Origin of the sequence: Pseudomonas svalbardensis, from assembly GCF_030053115.1 — a bacterium.
In the GTDB taxonomy this organism is placed as follows: Bacteria; Pseudomonadota; Gammaproteobacteria; order Pseudomonadales; family Pseudomonadaceae; genus Aquipseudomonas; species Aquipseudomonas svalbardensis.
In genome coordinates this window covers 6,101,803-6,125,728 of record NZ_CP125619.1, presented here as the reverse complement: position 1 = coordinate 6,125,728, position 23,926 = coordinate 6,101,803, and the positions used below count along the sequence as shown (strand labels likewise).

Genomic DNA, 23,926 nt, shown 5'->3' with positions numbered 1-23,926 from the left:
ATGTGCTGGCCTCTTCGCGAGCAAACTCGCTCCCACATTGCTTTGTGCGGCGGTTAAAAAATAACAATCCACAGGAGCGTGGAACATGCGTTGGGCGACGTATTTCGCCGTTTTGGCGTCTGTCTTGAGTGTCGGCCTGGCCCTGGGTGTCAGCATGCCGTTGGTGTCGCTGCGTCTGGAAGGCTGGGGTTACGGCTCGTTCGCCATCGGCGTGATGGCGGCAATGCCGGCGATTGGGGTATTGCTGGGGGCGAAGATCTCCAGCCACCTCGCGGCGCGTCTCGGCACGGCCAATCTGATGCGCCTGTGCCTGTGGGCCGGGGCGGTGTCCATCGGTTTGCTGGCAGTGTGGCCGAGCTATCCGATTTGGCTGGTATTGCGGCTGATGATCGGGGTGATCCTGACCCTTGTCTTCATCCTTGGCGAAAGCTGGATCAACCAGCTTGTGCTGGAAGAGTGGCGCGGGCGATTGGTGGCGCTGTATGGCAGCAGTTATGCGCTGAGTCAGCTGGCCGGGCCGTTGCTGCTTGGCGTTGTGGGCACCGAACACGATTACGGATTTTGGGTCGGCGTCGGGTTGCTGATGGCGGCACCGTTCCTGTTGCTGGGCCGCAGCGGCGCGCCGACCAGTGAAGCCTGCAGCGTGACCTTCAGCGACTTGCTGGGCTTCTGCCGTGGCCTGCCGGCGATTGCCTGGGCGGTGTCGCTGTTCGCAGCGTTCGAAGCGATGATCCTGACGTTGTTGCCGGTTTATTGCCTGCGTCAGGGCTTTACGACGGAAATTGCGTTGGCGATGGTCAGCACGGTGGTGGTGGGTGATGCCTTGCTGCAATTGCCGATTGGCGCACTGGCTGATCGCTTGTCGCGACGTACATTGTTCACCGGGTGTGCGGTGGTCCTGCTGATATCGAGCCTGGCCATCCCGTTGTTGATCGATACGTTGCTGATCTGGCCGTTGTGGGTGTTGTTCGGTGCCAGTGCCGGTGGCTTGTTCACCTTGTCACTGATCCTGATCGGCGAGCGCTATCGCGACGATGCACTGGTGCGCGCCAATGCGCATATCGCGCAGCTGTGGGGGATCGGTTGCCTGGTCGGACCGCTGGCGGCCGGTGCCGGCAGTCAGTGGATCAGCGGGCATGCGTTGCCGCTGCTGATGGCAGCCGGTGCGCTGGGGTTGGTGATTCTGCTGTCGCGGCAAGGCGCGTTTGGCACGGTGGCCGAACCGGCCTAGAGCATCCGTTCCAGGCCGACGGTGGTGCTCATCCACGCATTGAAGCGCCGCCACCAAGTCCCCGGCTCCTTGGTCATCGTGTGCATTTTGCCGTTGTCCTCGGTGACCCAGACGACCTGGCCTTTTTCCAGTTTCGCCTGATAACTCAGGGCCGGCGCCATGCCTTGAAACGCCAGTTCACGCACACGCGCGGCGAGTTCCGGGCTGTCCACCAGCACCCCGACTTCGGTGTTCCACAGCACTGAGCGTGGGTCGAAATTGAACGAGCCGATGAAAGACTTCTGCTGGTCGAAAATGATTGCCTTGCTGTGCAGGCTGGAATTGGAGCCGCTGTTGAACAGATGGGGTCCGCTGCCGCCGCCGTCGCCAGGCTGGCGACGCAATTCGAACAGCTGCACGCCATGCTCCAGCAGTGCCTTGCGATACGGCGCGTAACCGCCATGCACCGCCGGGACGTCAGTGGCTTCCAGTGAGTTGGTCAGCAGGCTCACCGACACTCCGGCATCGGCGCGCCCGGTCAGGTACACCAGCCCCGGCTGGCCGGGTACGAAGTAGGCCGAAACCATGATCAGCTCTTTGCTGACGCCATTGAGCTCGGGCGCCAACTGCGTGGTCAGCAGCAACTGCGAATCGGGCTCGCCGTCGGCCAGCACTTTGCTCGGCGCGTCCCACAGTGCCTGGTTCCAGGCCCAGATCAACTCCCGACGCCAGATATCCAGGCGCGGGTGAGTGGTGTAGGTCATCAACTGCTGGTAGAGCGCGTGATTCTGTTTGCGTGTTTCTTCAAGCGATTCTTCCAGTCGGGTCCGGGTGTTTTCCAGGTCCCGGGCTGTCGGCTTGCTGGATAAAAACGCGTCGATCGGTTTGCTCAGCGCGCTGTTCCAGTACTGGTCGAAACTGTGCCCCAGCTGTTCGGCGACCGGGCCGACACCGAGCATGTCGATGTCGGTGAAATTCAGGTTGGGTTCAGCGTCGAAGTACTCATCCCCCAGATTGCGTCCACCGACAATGGCCATGCTGTTGTCCGCCAACCAGAGCTTGTTGTGCATGCGCCGGTGTTGCTGCGACAGGTTGAGCAACCGTCCCACCGTTCGTGTCACGCCGGTGCTGCGGCCCAGGTGCAATGGGTTGAACACACGGATCTGGATCTGCGGATGTGCCGCCAGCGTGGCGATGATCCGGTCCAGGCCATCGCTGGTGGTGTCGTCGAGCAGAATGCGCACGCGCACACCGCGGTCGGCGGCCTTGAGCAGTTCATCCACCAGCATCCGCGTGCTAATGCCGTCATGCACGATGTAGTACTGCAAATCCAGGCTGCTTTGGGCGTTGCGGATCAGCTCGGCGCGGGCCGCGAAGGCTTCGGTGCTGTCGGAGAGCAGGCGAAAGCCCGAGCGGCCCTGATGAGGCGCAGCCTGCGCCTGGATCGAACGGCCGAACGCCGAATTTGCCGCCGGCAATGCCTGGCTGGGCTCGCGGGAGACGTCGAGGCTCGCACAGCCATTGAGCAGCAAGACGAGCAGCAGAACGAAGGGCAGGACCGGTCTGACTCTCAAATCGGATCGTCTCAAGTGATTGCAAAGGCCGAAGTATGGCACGTCATTGTGATTCATCGCTTTTGCAGGACGTGAAGTCTCTGGTTGTCGGACGGTTCTCCGTGAGCCTTCAAAAACTACAAAGTCTGTAGTTAAAACCGCGTTGAATTGCCTTTGTTTCCTACATAAACGTCCTACAAAACCCGGAATGATGACTGGGCATCGGATGCGGTAGCAGGCAGCGGATTTTTTCTTGCGCAGCCCGTGCGTCCATGTTTCCAGCTATCTCACAGGTAAGTGATTATGAAGAAGTTTTATTGGGTAAGCGTTTTGGCCGCTGCACTGGCGCCTATGGCGGTGCAGGCAGCCAACATTGATCTGACGGTCTCCGGCACGGTCGTCCCGACATCGTGCATTCCGGCCTTTGCCGGCGGTAGCAATGTTGATCTGGGCCGAATCTTTTCCGCCACCTTGAGCCCTTCCGCGCAAAACAATCTGCCGCCACGGGATATCACCCTGAAGATTGCTTGCGATGCGCCGGCTGCGGTGGAAATCGCCGTCACCGACAACCGTGGCGCCACCAAGGTGCCGGGTCTGACGTTCAATGGCCGGACCAGCGACGCTCTTTACTACGGCTTGGGCAGTACGCAGGGTGTCGGTATCGGTGGTTTCGGTCTGTTGACTGGACAGCCTCTGACCGACGGCAATCCGCAGGCTTTCCTGGTGCGTACGCCGGCCAACCCGGTGTGGCGTGTTCCGGTCAGTGGATTGATGTCCAATGCGCCGACCTCCTACTCCTGGGGGCCGAGTGCGACGGCAGGCCCGGCCGCAGCCCGTCTGCACACTTTTCCGATGAAAGTGGCAGCGGCCATTCGTGCCACCTCCGAACTGCCACCGACCACCGACGAGTTCCTGCTCGATGGTTCGGTCACCTTTGACCTGTATTACCTCTGAGCCGACGCAGTCACTGCGTCACTGTGCTCTGAACCTGCCTGATTGACGGGGTTCGCCTGGCGCGAACCTGGGTGGCGGCTCGCCTGAAAAACCGTCATCCATAGGTGTCATTGCATCACCGGGTATCGGCTGGCGCTGTGTTTAACAGCGTCGCTCGATGCCTTCTGGAGACTTCCATGTACCCCTTTAAATCCTTCAAGGTGCTCGGCGCCGGCGCCGCTTTGTGCCTGTCGTTCACGAATCCGAGTACGCATGCCGCCGGAATGATCCCCGAAACGCCAGTGGTGGTGGTCGACCAGGCGTTGGGTGAGGCAACCCTGAACGTCAGGAACTCCGACGACCAACCGGCGTTGCTGTACAGCTCCATCGAGCATATCGCCGAGGACGACGAGCCTCTGTTGTTGCTGAATCCGCCGGTGGCGCGCGTCGAACCGGGTCAGAGCCAGCAAGTGCGATTCATCCTGCGTAGCGCCAAACCCCTGGAAACCGAACGTCTCAAGCGTGTGGTGCTGGAAGGTATCAAGCCTCGGCAGAATACGAGTGATGCACACGTCAGCCTGGGGGTCCGGCAGAACATCCCGGTCATCCTGCGTCCGGCCAATCTGCCGGTAGAACGCATGCCTTGGAAACGGTTGGTCTGGACGGGCGTCGGCAATCAAGTGCGGGTCAGCAATCCCAGTCCCTATGTGGTACGGCTGGCCAGGTCAGTAAACCTGATTCCCGGTGGCGCAACGCTGGACCTGGGGCGCACCTATATCCTGCCAGGAGAGATGCTGAGCCTCAGTGCGCCGTCGATCCTGGCCACCCATGTACGGCTATTTCCTGCGACAACCTACGGGTTTGCTGTCGGCAACTACGATGCGCCGCTGAGTTTGCGGTAGTGAGTCACGGCTGCGGTTGGAGTCTGGCCGGTGGCTTTGCCCTGGTCATGTTGGCGGTGGAAAACGCTTGGGGTGAGGCACTCACCGAGTTCGACCAGTCAGTGCTCAAGGCGCGTGGCATCGATCCGAAAGTCGCCGAGCACTTTGGTCGAGCGCCACGCTTTACGGCAGGGCGCAATCGAGTGGCGCTGCAGGTCAATGGCGCACCGTCAGGACACGTCGTGGCGACCTTCGATGCGGACGGGCAGTTGTGCCTCGATTCGAATCTGCTTGATCAGGCCGGGATTGCCGCGCCATCGGGATTGCCCTCGAGCGCTGACAGCGCGCAGTGTTTACGGGACATCGATGGTCTGGTGGGGGTGCAGGTACAGCTCGACCCGGGCAAACAACACGTGCAACTGTTGGTGCCAACTGACCTGCTGCTCACATCAACGACGCATCAGCGAACCTGGGCCTCGGGCGGTATGGCCGGGTTGCTCAACTACGACGCGCTGGTGCTCACCAGTTCTGCCTCCGGGCAATCCAGCCAATTTCGTAGTCTTGGCACCGAGCTGGGCTTCAACGCGGGCGACTGGGTGGTGCGCAGCCGGCAAAACTACACCTCGTTTCAGGACGTAGAGCGTTTCGAAACGCTTTACACCCAGGCCTCGCGTACCTGGGAGCGTTTTCAGGCCAACGTGCAACTGGGCCAACTCAACATGCGTTCGTCGCTGTTTGCCGGGGAAGCGTTCACTGGCCTCCAGATCCTCCCGGAAACGGCCCTCGTGTCCCGCAATGGCGAAGACCTGGGGGGCGGGACGGCGGTGCAAGGGCTGGCCTATTCGCCGGCGCGGGTCGAGGTGCGCCAGAGCGGCGTAGTGATCTACACCACCCTCGTCCCCAGTGGGCCGTTCACCCTGCGCGACTTGCCGTTGCTCAGCAATCGACTGGACCTTGAGGTCAGCGTTTTCGAAGAGAGCGGCGAACAGCGCGACTTCCGCGTACCGGCGGTCAACGTACGCCCCCTCAGTGTCGGGACGTTGCCGGGTTATGGCGTCGCGGCAGGCAAGGTCCGACGCTTTGAGGGGGATGAGCGCGATGCGCCGTCATTCTTTGCCGTGAGCAAGGACTGGCAGTGGGGGGCTGCCACTCAGTTAAGTGGCGGGTTGATGGGCGCTGGTCAATACCAATCCTTGGGTTGGGGCGTGCAGCAGGCGCTGACGCGAAGGTCGGTGGTGAGTGTCCAGCAGCTGAGTTCGCGCGCGCCACAAAGCGGTCAGGGCCGAGAACTGCAAGCCACGTTCAGCACGGCATTGGGCCCCGGGTTGTCCGCCACCCTGACGGCGAGCCAGCGCAGTCAAGGGTTTCGACACATGGCCGACACCGGACTGGCGTTTGTTGCCGATGACATCGATAGTCGCTCTGAGCGCCAGTGGGGTGCATCGTTGAGCCATTCCAACCCTCTATGGGGAGCGTTTTCCGGATCGGTAACGCGGTATGCCGTGGGGGGCGGGCAGGACCGTTCGCGCGTCAGCACCTCGTGGTCACGGGTGTTCAGTGGTGCAAACCTGTCGTTGAGTGTGCAGCGCGACAGCGGTGACGACGCCCGTGGCACGGGCCTCTATGCCAGCCTCAGTCTGCCCCTTGGGCGCAACCGAAGCCTCAATACCTACGGGCGCCATGATGAGCGAAGCGGACTGCGCACTGGCGCCCGTTATACAGAACAGATCAGCGATACTCTGGGCTACAGCCTCGGTGCCGACCGTTCTGACAATGGCCAGACGGACGTCAACGGGCGCCTCAATGCCTTGCCCCGTTACACTAGCGTTGACCTCGGTTACTCGCGCAGTGGAGTTGGCGCCAGAAGTTACGACCTCTCGCTACGCGGCGGCCTAGCGATCCACGAAGAAGGGCTGACGCCGTCACCCTATCCGCTGCTTGACACCTTCGGCCTGCTCAAAGTCGGCGATGCCTGCCGGGGTCAAGGTCAGCACGCCCCAAGGCCCGGTCTGGACCGATGGCGGCGGGCGGGCGGTGGCTGCGAGCCTGCCGGCCTACCAGACCAGTCGTATCGAAATCGACACCGTCAGCCTGCCGCGTCACCTGGACGTGCTCAACGGCTATCAAGAAGTCGAAGCCGGACGTGGCGCAGTACCACGACTCGACTTCAGCGTGGGTTCGGTGCGCCGGTTGATGCTGCATGTGCGTACGGCCGAGGGTGACTGGGTGCCCAAAGGCGCGTCGGTTCATGGCAACCAGGGCGAGTACCTGACCAGCGTGGTGGACGCCGGCCTGGTGTACCTGGCCGATGCGCCTGACGAAGTTCGACTGCAAGTGATGCTGCCGGATAATCGGCCCTGTCATCTTGAGCTCGACACCGCCGGGCTTCCCGAATCGGCCATGCCTTACGAAACTGTCGAGGTGGTTTGCCGGGCGGGGTAGACCTTCCTCAGTCCGTGGGCGTCTCCGCCAGCAGTTTGATCGCCGCGGCGCCGACCTTGCGTACCGCTTCTTCAATTTGCGGTGTTGGCTTGGCAGCGTAGTTCATCCGCAAGCAATTGCGGTACTTGCCCGAGGCGGAAAAGATACTGCCGACGGCAATCTGTACGCCTTGATCGTGCAGCGCACGATTCAGTTTCAGGGTGTCGAAACCCTCCGGTAGCTCGACCCAGAGCATGAAGCTGCCCTGGGGACGGCTGGCGCGGGTACCGACCGGAAAATAGCGGCTGACCCAATCGATCATCACGTCGCGATTGCGTTGGTATTGGGTGCGCATCCGCCGCAAATGCGGTTCGAAATGTCCGGCCTTGAGAAATTCGGCAATCGCGATCTGCGGTTGCGGCGCGGTAGAGCCGGTGCTGATGTACTTCATGTGCAGCACCCGTTCCAGATACCGTCCCGGCGCCACCCAGCCAATACGCAGCCCCGGCGCCAGGGTCTTGGAAAAGGAACTGCACAGCAGGACGCGGCCATCTTCGTCGAAGGATTTGATCGTGCGCGGGCGCGGGTAGGTGTAGGCCAGTTCGCCATACACATCGTCCTCGATGATCGCCACGTCGAAGCGCTGTGCGAGTGTCAACAACGCGCGTTTGCGCGACTCCGGCATGATGTAGCCCAGCGGGTTGTTGCAGTTGGGAGTCAACTGTATGGCTTTGATCGGCCATTGTTCCAGGGCCAGTTCGAGAGCATCGAGGCTGATCCCGGTGAGCGGGTCGGTGGGTATTTCCAGGGCTTTCATGCCCAGGCCCTTGAGGGTCTGCATGGCGCCGTGAAAGCTTGGCGAATCCACGGCGACAATGTCACCCGGTTCGCAGATGGAGCGGATGCTGGTGGACAGCGCTTCGTGACAACCGGTGGTGATCACCAGATCGTTGGCGCTCAACTGGCAGCCGGAATCGAGCAGCAGGCGGGCAATCTGTTCGCGCAGTTCGAGGGTGCCGTAGATGTTGTCGTAATACAGGCCGGGCATGTCCTGCCGCCGGCTGATTCGCGCCAGGTTGCGCAGCAGCGGTTTCATAGTCGGCGTGGTGATGTCCGGCATGCCGCGCCCCAGTTGCACGACATCTTTGCGCGGGACGGCACGAATGAGTTCCAGCACCTGATCCCACTGGGAAATATCCACCGGCCGCTGTGCCGGGCGGCCAATGGCCGGGAGTTCCGGCAGTTCGCGGCCCACCGGTACGAAGTAGCCTGACTTGGGTTTGGGTGTCGCCATGCCGCTGTCTTCCAGCACGCGATAGGCCTGCTGCACCGTGCTCAGGCTGACGCCGTGTTCAACACTCAACGCCCGCACCGATGGCAGCCGGTCACCGGGGCGATAGAAGCCCTGTTCGATACGCGTGCCGAGCAGTTCGGCGAGGTTGACGTAAAGGGTCATGGCGCAGTCTCGGTGTGGGTGATTCGGTTAACCAGTACAGATGGGTCGAAAATATAGGATTCAGACGCTGAAACGCAAAATCTGTATGGAGTTAATACAGTCCTGTTGAATCTGTAATGCTTTTTGCCATCGACGCATCATGAAAGCTCTGGCTACCCAAGTAAACAGGAGCAATCAAAATGAACGGCTTGAGCGATGTGCGGCTGACGTTACACAGTCAGGAACTGGCGGCAGGGCAAAACAACGGCGCACGCGAGGCGGTCATGCGCAACGCACCGTCCGGCCTAAGTCGCTGGGGCCTGTTCTGGCATCGTCTGCACACGCGCAAGCTGTTGCTGGAGCTCACGCCCGAGCAGCTGAGGGATGTGGGGCTGAGTCGGGAGCTGGCGCGGGAGGAGGGCTTGAAGCCGTTCTGGCGTCTGTGAGATGAAATGCGATCCCTTGTAGCAGCTGCCGAAGGCTGCGTCCGACTGCGCAGCCGTCGTAAATCAGGCGCCGCGGTTTGCCTGAAAGAGCGCGGTTGCAGGATTTGCGACGGCTTCGTCGCCGAACGCTGCCTCGCGGTGCTCGTCAGCTGCTACAAGGGCGGACATGTCGCTGAATCAGGTTCAGACCAACTCTTTAAGCCGATGCCACAACATCCCCAACGCCAACAAAGGCGAGCGCAAATGCTTACCGCCAGGGAACGTGATATGCGGCACCTTGGCAAACAGATCGAACCCTCCACTCTGCTGACCACTGATAGCCTCAGCCAACAACATCCCCGCGAGGTGCGTGGCATTCACGCCATGACCGGAATAAGCCTGGGCGTAATACACATTCGCCTGATCCTTGAGCCGGCCGATCTGCGGCAGACGGTTGGCGCCGATGCCGATCATCCCGCCCCATTGATAGTCGATCTTCACACCGGCCAGTTGCGGGAAAACCTCCAGCATCTTCGGCCGCATGTAGGCGGCGATGTCCTTCGGGTCGCGACCTGAATAGTGACAGGCGCCGCCAAACAGCAAGCGTCGGTCCGCCGAGAGCCGATAGTAATCCAGTGCCACCCGTTGATCGCAGACCGCCATGTTCTGCGGCAGTAGCGAGTGTGCCAGCGCTTCACTCAAGGGTTCGGTGGCGATGATGTAGCTGCCGGCGGGTAGCACCTTGCCGCTGAGTTCGGGATTAAGTTCATTGAGGTAGGCGTTGCAGCCCAGCACCAGCGTCTTGGCGCGGACCGAACCTTGGGCGGTGTAGACCTTGACCTCGGGGCCATAATCGATGCGGGTGACTGCCGATTGTTCGAACAGCTTCACCCCCAACTGCTGGGCGGCCGCCGCTTCGCCCAGTGCCAGGTTCAGCGGGTGTAGATGCCCCGAGCCCATGTCGATCAATCCGCCGACGTAGCGGTCGGATCCTACGACTGAGTGCATTTCGCTGGCTTGCAGCAGCCGGGTTTCGTAACGGTAACCGAGGCTGCGCAGCTCTTCGGCGTCTTCGGCAAAACCTTCGAGGTCTCGGGGTTTGTTGGCCAGATCGCAGTAGCCCCATGTGAGGTCGCAAGGGATCTGAAAACGTTCGACCCGCTGTCGGACGATTTCCACCGCTTCCAGGCCCATGAGTTTCATCTGACGCACGCCGTCCGCACCGACCACGTTAGCGAACTGATCGAGGCCATGGCCGACGCCACGAATCAACTGCCCGCCATTGCGTCCGCTGGCGCCCCAACCGATTTTGTGGGCTTCGAGCAAGATCACACTAAAGCCGCGTTCGGCCAGTTCGAGCGCCGTATTCAACCCGGAGAACCCGCCACCGACCACGCACACGTCAGCCACCAGGTCGCCAGTGAGCACCGGATGATCGGGCTGCGGCAGGCTGCTGGCGGCGTAGTAAGAAGCAGGGTGCTGGTGGTTCTGGGCAGGTTGCTGAGCACGGGCATTCATGTGCGTGTTCCTGATTCTTGTGTTTAGAAAATTTTACGGAGCATAAGCCGGACCTTCGAACACGGGCAACACTGGTCGGTTGGTGCTGTCTGGATCGGGGCTTTTGCGGCAGAATCCCGCTCTATTCCGCTTTTGGTTACCGCTTCGATGAGCTGCAACAGTCAGAAAATTCGCACGCTACGGCAGCAAATTCCCTCGTTCGAATGCGTGCCCGGCTGCCATGACTGCTGTGGGCCGGTGACCACCTCACCGGAAGAAATGTCCCGCCTGCCGCGCAAGACCCGGGCCGAGCAGGACGCTGCGATGGATGAGCTCAATTGCGTTCACCTCGGACCCAACGGCTGCACTGTGTATGACGAGCGGCCATTGATCTGTCGGTTGTTCGGCACCACCAAGACCTTGCCGTGCCCGAATGGGCGGGGGCCGGTGGAGCTGATTCATCCGCGGGTCGAGAAGCAGATTCATGAGTACATGGCCAGCACTCGACAAGTCCTGGTTTGATCGTGGGCTCAATCCGGAATCGGCAGATTCAGGCTTTCTTTCACCTCTTCCATCACGATATAGCTCTTGGATTCGCGCACATGCGGCAGCTTGAGCAGGATGTCGCCCAGCAGTTTGCGGTACGAGGCCATCTCGGAAATCCGCGCTTTCACCAGATAGTCGAAATCCCCTGACACCAAATGGCACTCCAGCACGTGGGGAAGCTTCAGGACCGCGCGTCGGAACTCTTCGAAAGTATCGCCGGATTTGTAGTCGAGGCTGATCTCGACGAATACCAGAAGACTACCCTTGAGGTGCTGCGGATTGAGCCGGGCGTTGTAGCCCATGATGATCCCTTCGCGCTCCAGCCGCCGGACCCGCTCGGTACACGGCGTGGTCGAGAGCCCGACCTTTTCCCCCAGCTCGGTGAAGGAGATGCGTCCGTCCGCTTGCAGGATCCGCAGGATGTTGCGGTCGATCTTGTCCAGCTCACGTTTGGTCTGAGTGTTGGTACGCATAGGGGATGCGCCTCCGTGAAAAGCGTTTTTGCCGAGAATTCTCGCCAAATATAGGCACTTATATAGTGAAAAGCACTGCCTAATCTTTTTTAAACTGCGCACATCAATGCTCGACAACTACGAACGTCAGCGGCAAGCCGCGATGAGGGATATGAAAATGCGCGTTATGGTCTTGGGTAGCGGCGTCATCGGTACCACCAGTGCTTACTATCTGGCGCGTGCCGGGTTTGAAGTGGTGGTCGTGGACCGTCAGCCGGCCGCTGCCATGGAGACCAGTTTCGCCAACGCCGGGCAGGTGTCGCCGGGTTATGCCTCGCCGTGGGCTGCGCCGGGTGTTCCGCTTAAAGCCATCAAGTGGCTGTTGCAGCGGCACGCACCGCTGGCGATCAAGGCCACCGCCGACATCGACCAATACCTGTGGATGGCGCAGATGCTGCGTAACTGCACCGCCAGCCGGTATGCAGTGAACAAGGAGCGCATGGTCCGCCTGTCCGAGTACAGCCGTGACTGCCTCGACGAATTGCGCGCTGAAACCGGCATTGCCTACGAAGGCCGCAGCCTCGGTACTACCCAATTGTTCCGCACCCAGGCTCAACTTGATGGCGCGTGGAAAGACATTGCCGTGCTGAAAGAGTCCGGCGTGCCGTTCGAACTGCTCGACCGCGCCGGCATTGCCCGCGTTGAGCCGGCGCTGGCCAGCGTCACCGACATCCTCGCCGGTGCCCTGCGCCTGCCGAACGACCAGACCGGCGATTGCCAGATGTTCACCACCCGCCTGGTCGAAATGGCTACCAAACTGGGTGTGGAATTCCGCTTCGACCAGGACATTCAGCGCCTCGACTACGCCGGTGATCGCATCAACGGTGTCTGGATCGACGGCAAGCTGGAAACCGCTGACCGCTACGTGCTGGCGCTGGGCAGTTACTCGCCGCAATTGCTCAAGCCGCTGGGCATCAAGGCGCCGGTGTATCCGCTCAAGGGTTATTCCTTGACTGTGCCGATCACCAACCCGGCGATGGCCCCGACTTCGACTATTCTCGACGAGACCTACAAGGTCGCGATTACCCGTTTCGACAACCGCATCCGCGTCGGTGGCATGGCTGAAATAGCCGGTTTTGACCTGTCGCTGAACCCGCGTCGGCGTGAAACCCTGGAGATGATCGTCAACGACCTCTATCCTCAGGGCGGCGATCTGGCCCAGGCGAGTTTCTGGACCGGTCTGCGTCCGACCACCCCTGACGGCACGCCGATCGTGGGTGCTACGCCGTTCAGCAATCTGTTTTTGAACACGGGTCATGGCACGCTCGGCTGGACCATGGCATGCGGTTCCGGTCGCTTGCTGGCTGACCTGATGGCGAAGAAAACGCCGCAAATCAGCGCCGAAGGCCTCGATATTTCCCGTTATGGAAAAAAACTTCAGGAGTCTGCAAAACATGTCAATCCAGCGCCAGCTCACCAATGAGCGCATGAGCCAGATCGTAGTCCACAGCGGTACCGTGTATCTGGCAGGGCAGGTCGGCGACGATATGAACGCCGGGATTGAACAGCAGACCCGTGAAACGCTTGCCAACATCGAGCGTTTGCTGGATCTGGCCGGGACCGACAAGAGCCGTTTGCTGTCGGTGACGATTTACTTGAAAGACATTGATGCACACTTTGAAGGCATGAACGCGGTCTGGGACAAGTGGCTGCCAAAAGGCGTCGCACCGGCCCGTGCCACCGTTGAATCGAAGTTGTGCGAACCGGAAATCCTGGTTGAGCTGTCGGTTGTCGCCGCTCTGCCATAAACCCGTCAGAAAGATCCCTCTCCCGGTGCTACTGGCGGTTCACGCCGTCAGCCAGCGCCGGTTTTTCTTCCCATGACCGCCTAGAAGTCTGCCGCCATGCGTCCAGCCCGTGCCCTGATCGACCTTCAAGCCCTGCGTCACAACTACCAAATCGCCCGTGAAGTCACGGGGGCCAAGGCCCTCGCGGTGATCAAGGCCGATGCCTACGGTCATGGCGCGGTGCGTTGCGCCCAGGCGCTGGAAGCCGAGGCGGACGGGTTTGCCGTGGCTTGCATCGAAGAAGCGTTGGAGCTTCGAGCCGCGGGCATTCGTGCGCCGGTGTTGTTGCTGGAAGGTTTTTTCGAGGCCGATGAGCTATCGCTGATCGTCGAGCATGACTTTTGGTGTGTGGTGCATTCGCTGTGGCAGCTCGAAGCCATCGAGCACGCGGCACTGAGCAAGCCGATCACGGTCTGGCTCAAGCTCGATTCGGGCATGCATCGGGTTGGCTTGCATCCAAAGGATTATCAGGCGGCCTATCAACGGCTGCTGGCCAGCGGCAAGGTGGCGAAGATTGTTCTGATGAGCCACTTCGCCCGGGCCGATGAGCTGCACAGTCAGGCCAGTGCCGAGCAGGTTGCCGTGTTTGAAGCGGCGCGTCAGGGCTTGTCGGCTGAGGTCAGCCTGCGTAACTCGCCGGCAGTGCTTGGTTGGCCACAGATTCCGAGTGATTGGGTTCGCCCGGGCATCATGCTCTACGGCGCAACTCCGTTTGAAGAAGCCAATGCCGTGGCGTCCCGCCTGCAACCGGTGATGACCCTCGCATCGAAAGTGATTTGCGTGCGTGAACTGCCGGCCGGCGAGCCTATCGGTTACGGCGCCAAATTCATCACCCAGAAACCAATGCGCGTGGGCGTGGTGGCCATGGGTTACGCCGATGGCTACCCACGTCAGGCGCCGACCGGTACGCCCGTGATGGTTGCCGGGCAGCGCAGCCAATTGATTGGCCGGGTGTCGATGGACATGCTCTGCATCGACCTGACCGATGTGCCGCAAGCCGGCCTCGGTTCTACCGTCGAGTTGTGGGGCAAAAATATCCTCGCCAGTGACGTGGCCGCGGCCGCGGGCACGATTCCTTACCAGATATTCTGCAACCTGCGTCGGGTGCCAATGCTCTATTCCGGGGCTTAGGCCATAGCGCCCCGACCGAAAGTCGCTTCACCGAACAGGATTCAGGTCCAAGTGTTGTAAATACTGAACGCTGTCGCCATGATATCGCTCAATATTCCAACAACCTGAATCCCTGGAGGCTCCAGCATTGGACGTCGGTGAACGACTGCAATCCATCCGTAAGCTCAAAGGACTTTCCCAGCGTGAACTCGCCAAACGCGCGGGCGTCACCAACAGCACCATTTCGATGATCGAGAAGAACAGTGTCAGCCCCTCGATCAGTTCGCTGAGGAAGGTACTGGGCGGGATTCCCATGTCCATGGTCGAGTTCTTTTCCGAAGAGATCCTGCAGGAAAAACCGACTCAGATCGTCTACAAAGCCAACGAGCTGATTGATATTTCCGATGGCGCAGTGACCATGAAACTGGTCGGCAGGGCTCATCCGAGCCGGGCCATCGCGTTCCTCAACGAAATCTACCCGCCAGGCGCCGACACCGGTGACGAGATGCTCACCCATGAGGGCGAGGAAACCGGGATTTTGCTCGAAGGTCGACTTGAACTGGTGGTGGGGCTTGAAACTTTTGTGCTCGAAGCCGGCGACAGCTACTACTTTGAAAGTACTAAACCGCACCGTTTCCGTAATCCGTTCGATGCGCCAGCGCGACTAATCAGCGCAGCTACTCCAGCGAATTTCTAAGAAAAGAGGCGTCCCGCCAGTATTGCGGAGGTGCCCGAGTTGCTTTTCCGCCACGCATAAGACCCCTTCGACTTTAGGGTTGTTTCAGTGTGGCGGGCTTACCGTTATACTTGCGCCCGCCTGCGAACCGTGGCCGTGGGCGTGACTAGCCACCATTGAGGGTGAACGCGTGAATCTAATTATGAAAATGCTGGCCGTACCAGCAACCGTATTGGCCCTTTGGGCAGTCAGCGCACAAGCTGCGACCAACGACGATATTGCTAAACGCCTTGAGCCAGTTGGCCAGGTTTGCGTTCAGGGTAAAGAGTGCAAGGGGATGGAAGTCGCTGCTTCTGCGGGTGGTGGTGATGCCAAAACTCCTGACTCAGTGATTGCAAAACATTGCAACGCTTGCCACGGCACCGGCTTGTTGGGCGCACCGAAAGTCGGTGATGCTGCAGCCTGGGGCGAGCGCGCCAAGAAAGAAGGCGGCCTTGACGGCTTGCTGGCGAAAGCAATCTCCGGCGTCAACGCGATGCCACCGAAAGGCACCTGCGCCGATTGCTCTGATGGCGATCTCAAGGGCGCCATCCAGAAGATGTCCGGCCTGAAATAAGCCTTCATCTTCATCAAAAAAACCGCTTTCGAGCGGTTTTTTTGTGCCTGCGATTTACGCCTGAGACTGTTCATTGCAGCAAAGACCCGGCAAGCTCGTTCCAACCCCAATTCACGGAATGTAAGGGAGGATCAGATGGTACAGCTGTGTTCTATCGAGCAAGCGGTCGATGACGTCTTGGCACGGTTGCCGGCGCATATCCACATGGGCCTGCCCCTCGGTCTGGGCAAACCCAACCACTTTGTCAACGCGCTGTTTCAACGCATCGCGCAGTTGCCCGAGCGGCAGCTGACGATCTACACCGCGCTGTGCCTGGGCCGCCCTTCCTTGGGCGACGGCTTGCAAAAGCGCTTCCTTGAACCCTTCATCGAGCGGGTTTTCGGCGATTATCCGGAACTGGATTTCCTGGCCGACCTGCATCGCGACAGCCTGCCCACCAACATCCATGTTCAGCAATTCTTCATGCAGCCCGGCAGCCTGCTTCACAGCGCACAGGCCCAGCAGGATTACGTCAGCAGCAATTACAGCCACGCCGCTCGAGACATCAACGCCGCCGGATTGAACCTGGTGGCGCAATTGGTGGCGAGCCACAGCGAGCATCCCGACCGCCTGAGCCTGAGCTGCAACCCGGACATCACCCTCGACCTGTTCCCGATGATCGCCAAGCGTAGGACGGCGGGAGAGACGATCCTACTGGTGGGCCAAGTGCACAACGATTTGCCGTACATGCCGGGGGACGCGGAAGTCGGCATGGACGTTTTCGACCTGCTGATCGACGAGAAGGACAGCACCACGCTGTTCTCCACGCCGAACATGCCGGTGGGTTTTCAGGATCACTTCATCGGGCTGCACGCCAGCACGCTGGTGCGCGACGGCGGCACCTTGCAGATCGGCATCGGCGCCATGGGTGATGCCCTGACCGCTGCGCTGCTGGCACGGCAGGCCGACAATGACGGTTACAAGGCGTTGCTGGCGGAGGTGAATCTGAGTCAGTGGGCGCAGTTGATCGACCGCGAAGGTGGCGTCGAACCGTTCGCCAAGGGTTTGTACGGTTGCAGCGAAATGCTCGTCAACGGTTTGCTGGTGCTGGCCGACGCCGGGATTGTGCGGCGCAAGGTCTACCCCGATGTGCCGACCCAGCAACAAGCGAATGCCGGCACGCTGGACGAAGCCGCGCAGACTGACGGCATCTCGGTGCATGGCGGTTTCTTCCTTGGGCCGCGCAGTTTCTATGAGCGCCTGCGCGAGTTGCCGCAAAGCAAGCGGCTCGAATTCAATATGACCCGCATCAGCTACATCAACGAGCTCTACGGTCAGGAAGAACTCAAACGCTTGCAGCGCCTCGATGCACGCTTCATCAACACTGTGTTCACCATGACCTTGCTGGGTGCAGGCGTGGCCGATCAGCTCGAAGACGGGCGAGTACTCAGCGGTGTCGGTGGGCAATACAACTTCGTCGCCCAGGGTCATGCGCTGGAAGGCGCGCGTTCGGTGCTGCTCCTGCGCAGCTGGCGCGAGTCGGGCGGTGAGGTCAGTTCGAACATCGTGTGGGAGTACGGCCATTGCACGATCCCGCGACACCTGCGAGACATCGCGGTCACCGAGTACGGTATCGCCGATCTGCGGGGCAAGACCGATGCGGCGGTGATCGAGGCGTTGCTGAACATCAGTGACTCACGTTTCCAGCCGGGGTTGATCGAGCAGGCTCAGGCCGTTGGCAAGTTGCCGAAGAATTTCCGTATTGATCCACGGTTTTCCGACAACAGTCCGCAGCGCTTGCAGGCCATTCAGGCGCGGCATCCGCAGTTGTTTCCGGAGTATCCGTTGGGGTGTGATTTCACCGCTGAGGAGAAAGATCTATTGCGGGCGCTGAACTGGTTGAAGAGCAAGTTCAAGCTCACGGAGATTCTGGAACTGGGCAAGGCAGCGCTTGATGCACCAGAACCATCATCGTTTCCCGAACATCTGGAACGGATGCAGCTGACGAAACCGGAAGGGCTGAAAGAGGATTTGTTTCAGCGGCTATTGCTCACCGGCCTGAAGGCCACCGCACAGTAACAGCCAGCCGAAATCAACTGTGGGAGCGAGCCTGCTCGCGATGGCGGTGTAACAGCCAACAATGATGTTGAATGTTATGGCCTCATCGCGAGCAGGCTCGCTCCCACAGGGATGTGCAGTGTGGCGTTATTCGATGAAGGTTACGACGCCGCCAGCCAGCGACTGAACGCGAGCCAGGGATTCAACGCGATAACCCTGAGCATCCAGTTCCGCGCGGCCGCCCTGGAACGACTTCTCGATCACGATACCCAGACCCGCGACGGTAGCGCCGGCCTGTTTGATGATCGAGATCAGCGCTTGCGACGCCTTACCGTTGGCCAAAAAGTCATCGATGATCAGCACGCGGTCGCTGCTGGTCAGGTGGCGCGGGGAAATCGCCACGGTGCTTTCGGTCTGCTTGGTGAACGAGTAAACGGTCGCCGACAGCAGGTTTTCGGTCAGGGTCAGGGATTGATGCTTGCGCGCAAAAATCACCGGTACTCCGAGGTTCAGACCGGTCATGATTGCCGGAGCAATACCCGAGGCTTCGATGGTGACGATCTTGGTGATGCCCGAATCCTTGAACAGCGTGGCGAATTCGTCGCCGATCAGCTTCATCAGGGCCGGGTCGATCTGGTGGTTCAGAAAGGCGTCGACTTTCAGGACCTGGTCGGAAAGCACGATGCCTTCTTCGCGAATTTTCTTGTGCAGTGCTTCCATGAAGCTTTCCTCTTTTGGCGCCTTGTGTGCGCCAAGCTCGTAAAAAAGTGCTCGGTTAAAAAGTAGGCAATTCTAGCGCTTTAACATCGCGCGTATATCCGCCAATGCGGTATTACCGCGAACAGCTTTGACTTCAACGGGCGTGTCGTCGTTGCCTTCCCAAGCCAGGTCGTCCGGCGGCAGTTCATCAAGAAAGCGGCTCGGCGCGCAATCGATGATCTCGCCGTATTGCTTACGCTTGGCGGCGAAGGTGAAGGCCAGCGTCTGACGCGCTCGGGTAATTCCGACGTAGGCCAGCCGACGTTCTTCTTCGATGGTGTCGGCTTCGATGCTGGAACGGTGCGGGAGGATTTCCTCTTCCATGCCCATGATGAACACGTAGGGGAATTCCAGCCCCTTGGAGGCGTGCAGGGTCATCATCTGCACACCCTCGGCGCCGTCTTCCTCTTCCTGCTGACGTTCCAGCATGTCGCGCAGGACGAGTTTGCCGATGGCGTCTTCGACGGTCATCTCGCCTTCTTCGTCTTTTTCGAGGGTGTTCTTCAACGCCTCGATCAGGAACCAGACGTTACCCATGCGGTAGTCGGCGGCCTTGTCGCTGGAGCTGTTGGTGCGCAGCCAGTTCTCGTAGTCGATGTCCATGACCATGCTACGCAGCGCCGAGATCGGGTCTTCGCCGGCGCATTGCTCGCGGACCTTGTCCATGAAGCGCTTGAAGCGCGACAGTCGATCGGTGAAGCGCGTATCCAGATGTTCGCCCAGACCGATTTCGTCGGTGGCGGCGTACATCGAGATTTTGCGTTCGGTGGCGTAGTTGCCGAGCTTTTCCAGCGTGGTCGAACCGATCTCCCGGCGTGGGACGTTGATCACCCGCAGGAAGGCGTTGTCGTCGTCCGGGTTTACGATCAGGCGGAAGTAGGCCATCAGATCTTTCACTTCCTGACGTCCGAAAAAGCTGTTGCCGCCGGAAAGTCGATACGGAATCTGGTGGTGTTGCAGCTTCAACTCGATCAGCTTGGCCTGGTAGTTACCGCGGTACAGAATCGCGAAATCGCTGTATGGCCGATCCGTGCGCAAGTGCAGGGTCAGCAGTTCCACGGCCACGCGCTCGGCTTCGGCGTCTTCGTTGCGGCAACGGATCACGCGGATCTCGTCGCCGTGGCCCATCTCGCTCCACAGCTGCTTTTCGAATTCGTGCGGGTTGTTCGAGATCAGCACGTTGGCGCAACGCAGAATTCGGCTGGTGGAGCGATAGTTTTGCTCCAGCATTACCACTTTCAGGGACGGGTAATCGTCCTTGAGCAGCATCAGGTTTTCAGGACGGGCTCCGCGCCAGGCATAAATCGACTGGTCGTCATCGCCCACCACGGTGAACTGGTTGCGTATGCCGATGAGCAGCTTCACCAGCAAATACTGGCTGGCGTTGGTGTCCTGATATTCGTCCACCAGCAGGTAGCGGACTTTGTTCTGCCATTTTTCGAGGATGTCGGGGTGTTCCTGGAACAGCTTCACCGGCTGCAGGATCAGGTCGTCGAAGTCCACCGCGTTGAACGCCTTGAGCGTGCGCTGATAGTGGGTGTAGACGATGGCGGCAGTCTGTTCCTTGGGGTTGCGTGCGTTTTCCAGGGCTTCGGGCGGCAGGATCAGGTCGTTCTTCCACGAGCCGATCATGTTCTTGATCTCGTCGACGCCGTCGTCGCCCGAGTATTCCTTCTGCATGATGTCGGTCATCAAGGCTTTGACGTCGGTCTCGTCGAAGATCGAGAAACCTGGCTTGTAGCCCAGCCGCACGTGTTCCTTGCGGATGATGTTCAGGCCCAGATTGTGGAAGGTGCAGACCGTCAGGCCGCGGCCTTCGCCGCCCTTGAGCAAGGTGCCAACCCGTTCCTTCATCTCCCGCGCGGCCTTGTTGGTAAAGGTCATGGCGACGATGTACTGGGCGCGGATGCCGCAATTCTGGATCAAGTGGGCGATCTTGCGCGTGATCACGCTGGTCTTGCCGGAGCCTGCGCCGGCGAGCACCAAAAGAGGGCCGCCGACGTAGCTCACGGCTTCTTGCTGCCGGGGATTGAGTCGGGACATACGAAATCAGGGAGTCGTTTGCGAAATGGGCCGGCATTTTAACAGGCTCAGCGAATTGTGCTGCTCTCTCCGACTTGTGACGCAGCACGCTATCTATATTTGCCGGTTTTGATACTTTCACGCAGGATGCGCGGTGAGTTTGCGTCTAATGTTCGTAATTCCGGATACAAAGCCGCGTTTGATAACCGAGGTCATTTGGTCATTGGTTACCGGCGCTGCATAATGCCCGCCGCCTCCATCTTTGCAGAGTCTAGGGAGCTAGCTTGTCTACGCCTGTCGAACCCTTGCGTTTGCTGCTACTGGCCGAAGAGCCAGCGTGGGCAGCGTTGTTGCGCGAGTGTCTGGCTCCAATGGGGAGCTCGACCGTGCTGATCAGCGCGCCGAGCTGGGAGTCGGTCAGCAGTCTGTTCGATGACAACCGCAGCGCGGTGTTGTTGACGATTCCAGCGCTTCAACCTCTACCTGGCCGTTGCAGCCTGCCGACGGTATTGCTGCTCGAGCACGAACCACTGGCGCCGCCCGATGGGGTGAGCGACTGGCTGGTACGCGATCACCTTGATCCCGGCATGTTGCGCCGGTGCTTGCGGCATGTGCGCGAGCGTGGTGTGCTGGAAAACACCCTGCAGCGCCTGGCTGAGCAAGACCCGCTCACCGGCATCGCCAATCGCCAGGGTTTCCAGACCTTGCTGGCGGCACGCCTGGCGGAAAACGACGGCCGCGGCCTGGCCCTCGGTCACCTCGATCTCGATAACTTCCGTCACGCCAACGATGCCCTCGGCCACCAGGCCGGTGACCGGTTGATCCTGCAAGTGGTCGCGCGGCTGAAAAGCCAGCTTGAGGCCGGCGATCAACTGGCTCGACTGGGCAGTGATGAGTTCGCCCTGCTGATCGACACCCGCCGCGCGCCTCAGCGCGCCGAATGGATGGCCGAGCGCATTACCGAAGCGCTGGCCGAGCCTTACTGGGTCGACGGCGAAAGCCTGTTGATCGGTTCCAGCCTCGGTATTGCCCACGCCCGGGCCCAGGCCGGCGCCGACCCGCTGATGTGGCACGCGCACATCGCCATGCAACAAGCCAAAAGCACTCAGGGCTGTACCTTTCACATCTTCAACGAACGCATCAATCGCAATGCCCGCAGCATGGCCGACCTCGAAAGCGAGCTGCGCCGGGCGTTGCGCCGGGATGAACTGGAACTGCATTACCAGCCACGCCTGAACCTCGAGGACGGTCAGATCGTCGGCCTCGAAGCCTTGGTGCGCTGGCGTCATGGCGAGCGCGGCTTGCTGCCACCCAGCGAATTCGTGCCGCTGGCCGAGCAGAGCGGTTTGATCGTGCCGCTGGGTTACTGGGTGATTTCCCGGGCCTTGCGCGACATGCAAGCGTTGCGCGAACGGGGTTTGCCGGCGTTGCACATGGCGATCAACCTGTCGTTCCGGCAGTTTCAGGACAGCCAGTTACTCTCTACGTTGAGTCGGTTGATTGCCGAGCGTGGTGTCGAGGCGCAATGGCTGGAATTCGAACTGACTGAAACCGCGGTGATGCGCCGCAGCGATCTGGTCAAACAGACCATGGATGCCCTGGGGCGTCTGGGTGTGCGCTTCTCCCTCGACGACTTCGGCACCGGTTTCTCGTCGTTCGTGCACCTCAACAGCCTGCCGATTGCCTTATTGAAGATCGACAAGAGCTTTGTCGGCGGCATGGAACAGCGCGAAGAGAATCGCAAACTGGTCCACGCGATGATCAATCTGGCGCACAACCTCAATCTTGAAGTGGTCGCCGAAGGCGTAGAAACGCCGGAGCAACTGGATCTGTTGCGCGGGTTTGGTTGCGATCAGGTGCAGGGATATTTGATCAGCAAGCCATTGCCGCTGGGGGAGCTGGTTGAATACTTGACCTTTGGAAGCAGTCAGCAGTGGGCGCTGGAAATCGTGGTTTAAACACGGAAAAAAATGTGGGAGCGAGCCTGCTCGCGAAAGCGGTGTATCAGTCGACATCAATGTTAACTGACACGGCCTTTTCGTGAGCAGGCTCGCTCCCACAGGGGATCTCAGTCTGGCTGAGGGACTTCGAAACGCTGCTGTGGCGAAAGCTCCCGCCGAATCATCCGCTTCATCTTCCACTCAAACGCCAACGTCAGGCTCACCGCCGCGCACGCCAGCCCCAGCGCCAACCCCCACCAGACGCCTGTCGGCCCCCAATTCAAATGGAAGGCCATCCACCAGGCGGCTGGCGCGCCAATCAGCCAATAGCAGCCCAAACCTACCAGGAACGTGGTCTTGGCATCCTTGAGTCCGCGAATGCAACCCATGGCAATGGTTTGCGTGCCGTCGAACAGCTCGAACCACGCGGCGACCGCCAACAGGCTCACGGCCAGGTTGATGACGTCGCGAAACGCCGGGTCGTTGTGGTCCAGGAACAAACCGATCAACTGATTCGGCAGCAACCAGAAGACCATGGCGAAGGCAAGCATCGCTGCCGCGCCAAAAGCGATGCCGACCCGTCCGGCCAGCCGTGCATTCAGTAGCTGCCCTGCGCCGTAGTGCTGCCCGATGCGCATGGTGATCGCATAGGAAATCCCCGCCGGAACCATGAACGCTACCGAGACGATTTGCAGGGCGATCTGGTGTGCGCCCATTTGCGTACTGCCCATAGTGCCCATGCACAGCGCGGCGAACGCAAACAGTCCGACTTCCACCGCGTAGGTGCCACCAATCGGCAGGCCCAGGCGCCACAGTTCCTTGAGATACTGACGGTTAGGTCGCGACAGTCCCTGACGCAAGGGATAAGCGTCGTAGGCCGGATGCCGACGGATGTGCCAGGCCAGCGCCAGCGCCATGCAATTGGCGACAACTGCGGTAACCAGCCCGATGCCCATCAACCCCAGTTTCGGCAGACCGAACATGCCGGTAATCAATGCGTAATTGAGCAGGAAGTTGGCCACGGTGCCGCCGAGGCTGATGACCATCACCGGTGTAGCCCGGCCGATGGCGCTGGTGAAGCCGCGCAGGGCCATGAAGCTCAGGTAGCCGGGCAGGGCGAACGGCAGGATCAACAGGAACTGCCCGGCAGCGTGGACGTTGGTTTCGGTCTGGCCAAACAGCAGCAACACCGGTTTGAGGTTCCACAGCAGCAGCCCGGCTACCAGCGCCATCAACCACGCCAGCCATAACCCGGCCTGGGTCAGCCTGGCGGCGCCGACGATGTCACCGGCACCCTGACGGATGGCCACCAGGGTGCCGACCGCGGCGATCACGCCAATGCAGAAGATCGACACGAACGAGTAAGTTGCTGCGCCCAGACCGCCACCGGCCAGCGCCTCTGGACTCAGGCGCGCCATCATCAAGGTGTCGGTGAGGACCATCAGCATGTGCGCCAACTGCGAGGCAATCAACGGCCCCGCCAGCCGCAGGATGGCCCAGAGTTCGGTACGTGCTGGATGCTGCATGGTCATCACGCTCGATAATTAAAGAGGGACAGGAAAGCGT

The 23,926-nt window shown here is 60.3% G+C and carries 20 protein-coding genes and 2 pseudogenes; 15 read left to right on the top strand and 7 right to left on the bottom strand.

Going from position 1 to position 23,926, the window contains the following annotated elements:
- Positions 1 to 85 precede the first annotated feature (85 nt).
- Complete coding sequence (locus QFX16_RS28400; RefSeq protein WP_283182180.1) at positions 86 to 1,231, top strand: MFS transporter; 1,146 nt, start codon at positions 86 to 88, stop codon at positions 1,229 to 1,231.
- Here the strand turns inward: QFX16_RS28400 and QFX16_RS28395 are convergent.
- The gene (locus QFX16_RS28395; protein ID WP_283182179.1) at positions 1,228 to 2,784 is read right to left on the bottom strand and encodes a phospholipase D family protein; all 1,557 of its coding nucleotides are present in this window, start codon (positions 2,782 to 2,784) and stop codon (positions 1,228 to 1,230) included. The two genes, QFX16_RS28400 and QFX16_RS28395, sit on opposite strands and share 4 nt — an antisense overlap.
- Before the next feature lie 282 nt (positions 2,785 to 3,066).
- Between QFX16_RS28395 and QFX16_RS28390 the strand changes: the two genes are divergently transcribed.
- The 5 genes and pseudogenes from QFX16_RS28390 (at position 3,067) to QFX16_RS28370 (ending at position 7,019) form a co-directional block, all read left to right on the top strand.
- Positions 3,067 to 3,717 carry a DUF1120 domain-containing protein gene (locus tag QFX16_RS28390; RefSeq protein ID WP_283182178.1) on the top strand — a complete coding sequence of 217 codons (651 nt, stop codon included), beginning with the start codon at positions 3,067 to 3,069 and terminating at the stop codon, positions 3,715 to 3,717.
- A 176-nt stretch (positions 3,718 to 3,893) separates the two neighbouring features.
- On the top strand, positions 3,894 to 4,598 hold the full coding sequence (locus QFX16_RS28385) for a fimbria/pilus chaperone family protein (protein WP_283182177.1): 705 nt from the start codon (positions 3,894 to 3,896) through the stop codon (positions 4,596 to 4,598).
- A gap of 47 nt (positions 4,599 to 4,645) precedes the next feature.
- Positions 4,646 to 6,490 (top strand): annotated as a pseudogene (locus tag QFX16_RS28380) (fimbria/pilus outer membrane usher protein); the annotation flags it as partial.
- Positions 6,491 to 6,545: 55 nt separating this feature from the next.
- Positions 6,546 to 6,686, top strand: a pseudogene (locus QFX16_RS28375) (hypothetical protein); the annotation flags it as partial.
- An 84-nt stretch (positions 6,687 to 6,770) separates the two neighbouring features.
- Entirely contained in the window at positions 6,771 to 7,019 is a 249-nt protein-coding gene (locus QFX16_RS28370; RefSeq protein WP_283184652.1) for a FimD/PapC C-terminal domain-containing protein, read from the top strand.
- 7 nt (positions 7,020 to 7,026) lie between these two features.
- Here QFX16_RS28370 and QFX16_RS28365 read toward each other — a convergent pair whose 3' ends face one another.
- Positions 7,027 to 8,454 carry an aminotransferase-like domain-containing protein gene (locus QFX16_RS28365; RefSeq protein WP_283182176.1) on the bottom strand — a complete coding sequence of 476 codons (1,428 nt, stop codon included), beginning with the start codon at positions 8,452 to 8,454 and terminating at the stop codon, positions 7,027 to 7,029.
- A 179-nt stretch (positions 8,455 to 8,633) separates the two neighbouring features.
- Between QFX16_RS28365 and QFX16_RS28360 the strand changes: the two genes are divergently transcribed.
- Complete coding sequence (locus QFX16_RS28360; protein ID WP_283182175.1) at positions 8,634 to 8,879, top strand: DUF1127 domain-containing protein; 246 nt, start codon at positions 8,634 to 8,636, stop codon at positions 8,877 to 8,879.
- A gap of 183 nt (positions 8,880 to 9,062) precedes the next feature.
- On the opposite strand, the gene QFX16_RS28355 is transcribed toward QFX16_RS28360, so the two are convergent.
- Positions 9,063 to 10,376 (bottom strand): NAD(P)/FAD-dependent oxidoreductase, encoded by a 1,314-nt coding sequence (locus tag QFX16_RS28355; protein WP_283182174.1) that lies wholly within the window; start codon positions 10,374 to 10,376, stop codon positions 9,063 to 9,065.
- Between the two features lie 147 nt (positions 10,377 to 10,523).
- Here QFX16_RS28355 and QFX16_RS28350 point away from each other — a divergent pair, with 147 nt between their 5' ends.
- Positions 10,524 to 10,877, top strand: coding sequence for a YkgJ family cysteine cluster protein (locus tag QFX16_RS28350; protein ID WP_007947437.1), 354 nt, complete (start codon positions 10,524 to 10,526; stop codon positions 10,875 to 10,877).
- An 8-nt stretch (positions 10,878 to 10,885) separates the two neighbouring features.
- On the opposite strand, the gene QFX16_RS28345 is transcribed toward QFX16_RS28350, so the two are convergent.
- Entirely contained in the window at positions 10,886 to 11,374 is a 489-nt protein-coding gene (locus tag QFX16_RS28345; RefSeq protein ID WP_003206849.1) for an Lrp/AsnC ligand binding domain-containing protein, read from the bottom strand.
- 157 nt (positions 11,375 to 11,531) lie between these two features.
- Here QFX16_RS28345 and dadA point away from each other — a divergent pair, with 157 nt between their 5' ends.
- From dadA to QFX16_RS28315, 6 genes are all read left to right on the top strand, one after another.
- Positions 11,532 to 12,836 (top strand): D-amino acid dehydrogenase, encoded by a 1,305-nt coding sequence (dadA, locus tag QFX16_RS28340; RefSeq protein ID WP_074880408.1) that lies wholly within the window; start codon positions 11,532 to 11,534, stop codon positions 12,834 to 12,836.
- The gene (locus QFX16_RS28335; RefSeq protein WP_008150191.1) at positions 12,808 to 13,161 is read left to right on the top strand and encodes a RidA family protein; all 354 of its coding nucleotides are present in this window, start codon (positions 12,808 to 12,810) and stop codon (positions 13,159 to 13,161) included. The genes dadA and QFX16_RS28335 overlap by 29 nt, the downstream gene beginning before the upstream one ends.
- A 96-nt stretch (positions 13,162 to 13,257) precedes the next feature.
- Positions 13,258 to 14,331 (top strand): alanine racemase, encoded by a 1,074-nt coding sequence (gene alr / locus QFX16_RS28330; RefSeq protein WP_283182173.1) that lies wholly within the window; start codon positions 13,258 to 13,260, stop codon positions 14,329 to 14,331.
- A 127-nt stretch (positions 14,332 to 14,458) separates the two neighbouring features.
- Positions 14,459 to 15,007, top strand: a complete 549-nt coding sequence (locus QFX16_RS28325; protein WP_008150195.1) for a cupin domain-containing protein — start codon at positions 14,459 to 14,461, stop codon at positions 15,005 to 15,007.
- A 169-nt stretch (positions 15,008 to 15,176) separates the two neighbouring features.
- Complete coding sequence (locus QFX16_RS28320; protein WP_095126930.1) at positions 15,177 to 15,602, top strand: c-type cytochrome; 426 nt, start codon at positions 15,177 to 15,179, stop codon at positions 15,600 to 15,602.
- A gap of 135 nt (positions 15,603 to 15,737) precedes the next feature.
- Positions 15,738 to 17,660, top strand: coding sequence for an acetyl-CoA hydrolase/transferase C-terminal domain-containing protein (locus tag QFX16_RS28315; protein WP_283182172.1), 1,923 nt, complete (start codon positions 15,738 to 15,740; stop codon positions 17,658 to 17,660).
- 126 nt (positions 17,661 to 17,786) lie between these two features.
- On the opposite strand, the gene QFX16_RS28310 is transcribed toward QFX16_RS28315, so the two are convergent.
- Both QFX16_RS28310 and rep read right to left on the bottom strand, forming a co-directional pair.
- On the bottom strand, positions 17,787 to 18,359 hold the full coding sequence (locus QFX16_RS28310) for a xanthine phosphoribosyltransferase (RefSeq protein WP_020799401.1): 573 nt from the start codon (positions 18,357 to 18,359) through the stop codon (positions 17,787 to 17,789).
- 72 nt (positions 18,360 to 18,431) lie between these two features.
- The gene (rep, locus tag QFX16_RS28305) at positions 18,432 to 20,441 is read right to left on the bottom strand and encodes a DNA helicase Rep (RefSeq protein ID WP_283182171.1); all 2,010 of its coding nucleotides are present in this window, start codon (positions 20,439 to 20,441) and stop codon (positions 18,432 to 18,434) included.
- Between the two features lie 263 nt (positions 20,442 to 20,704).
- Between rep and QFX16_RS28300 the strand changes: the two genes are divergently transcribed.
- Positions 20,705 to 22,378, top strand: a complete 1,674-nt coding sequence (locus tag QFX16_RS28300) for a putative bifunctional diguanylate cyclase/phosphodiesterase (RefSeq protein WP_283182170.1) — start codon at positions 20,705 to 20,707, stop codon at positions 22,376 to 22,378.
- Between the two features lie 110 nt (positions 22,379 to 22,488).
- On the opposite strand, the gene QFX16_RS28295 is transcribed toward QFX16_RS28300, so the two are convergent.
- Positions 22,489 to 23,886 (bottom strand): NorM family multidrug efflux MATE transporter, encoded by a 1,398-nt coding sequence (locus QFX16_RS28295; RefSeq protein WP_283182169.1) that lies wholly within the window; start codon positions 23,884 to 23,886, stop codon positions 22,489 to 22,491.
- Between the last annotated feature and the right edge of the window lie 40 nt (positions 23,887 to 23,926).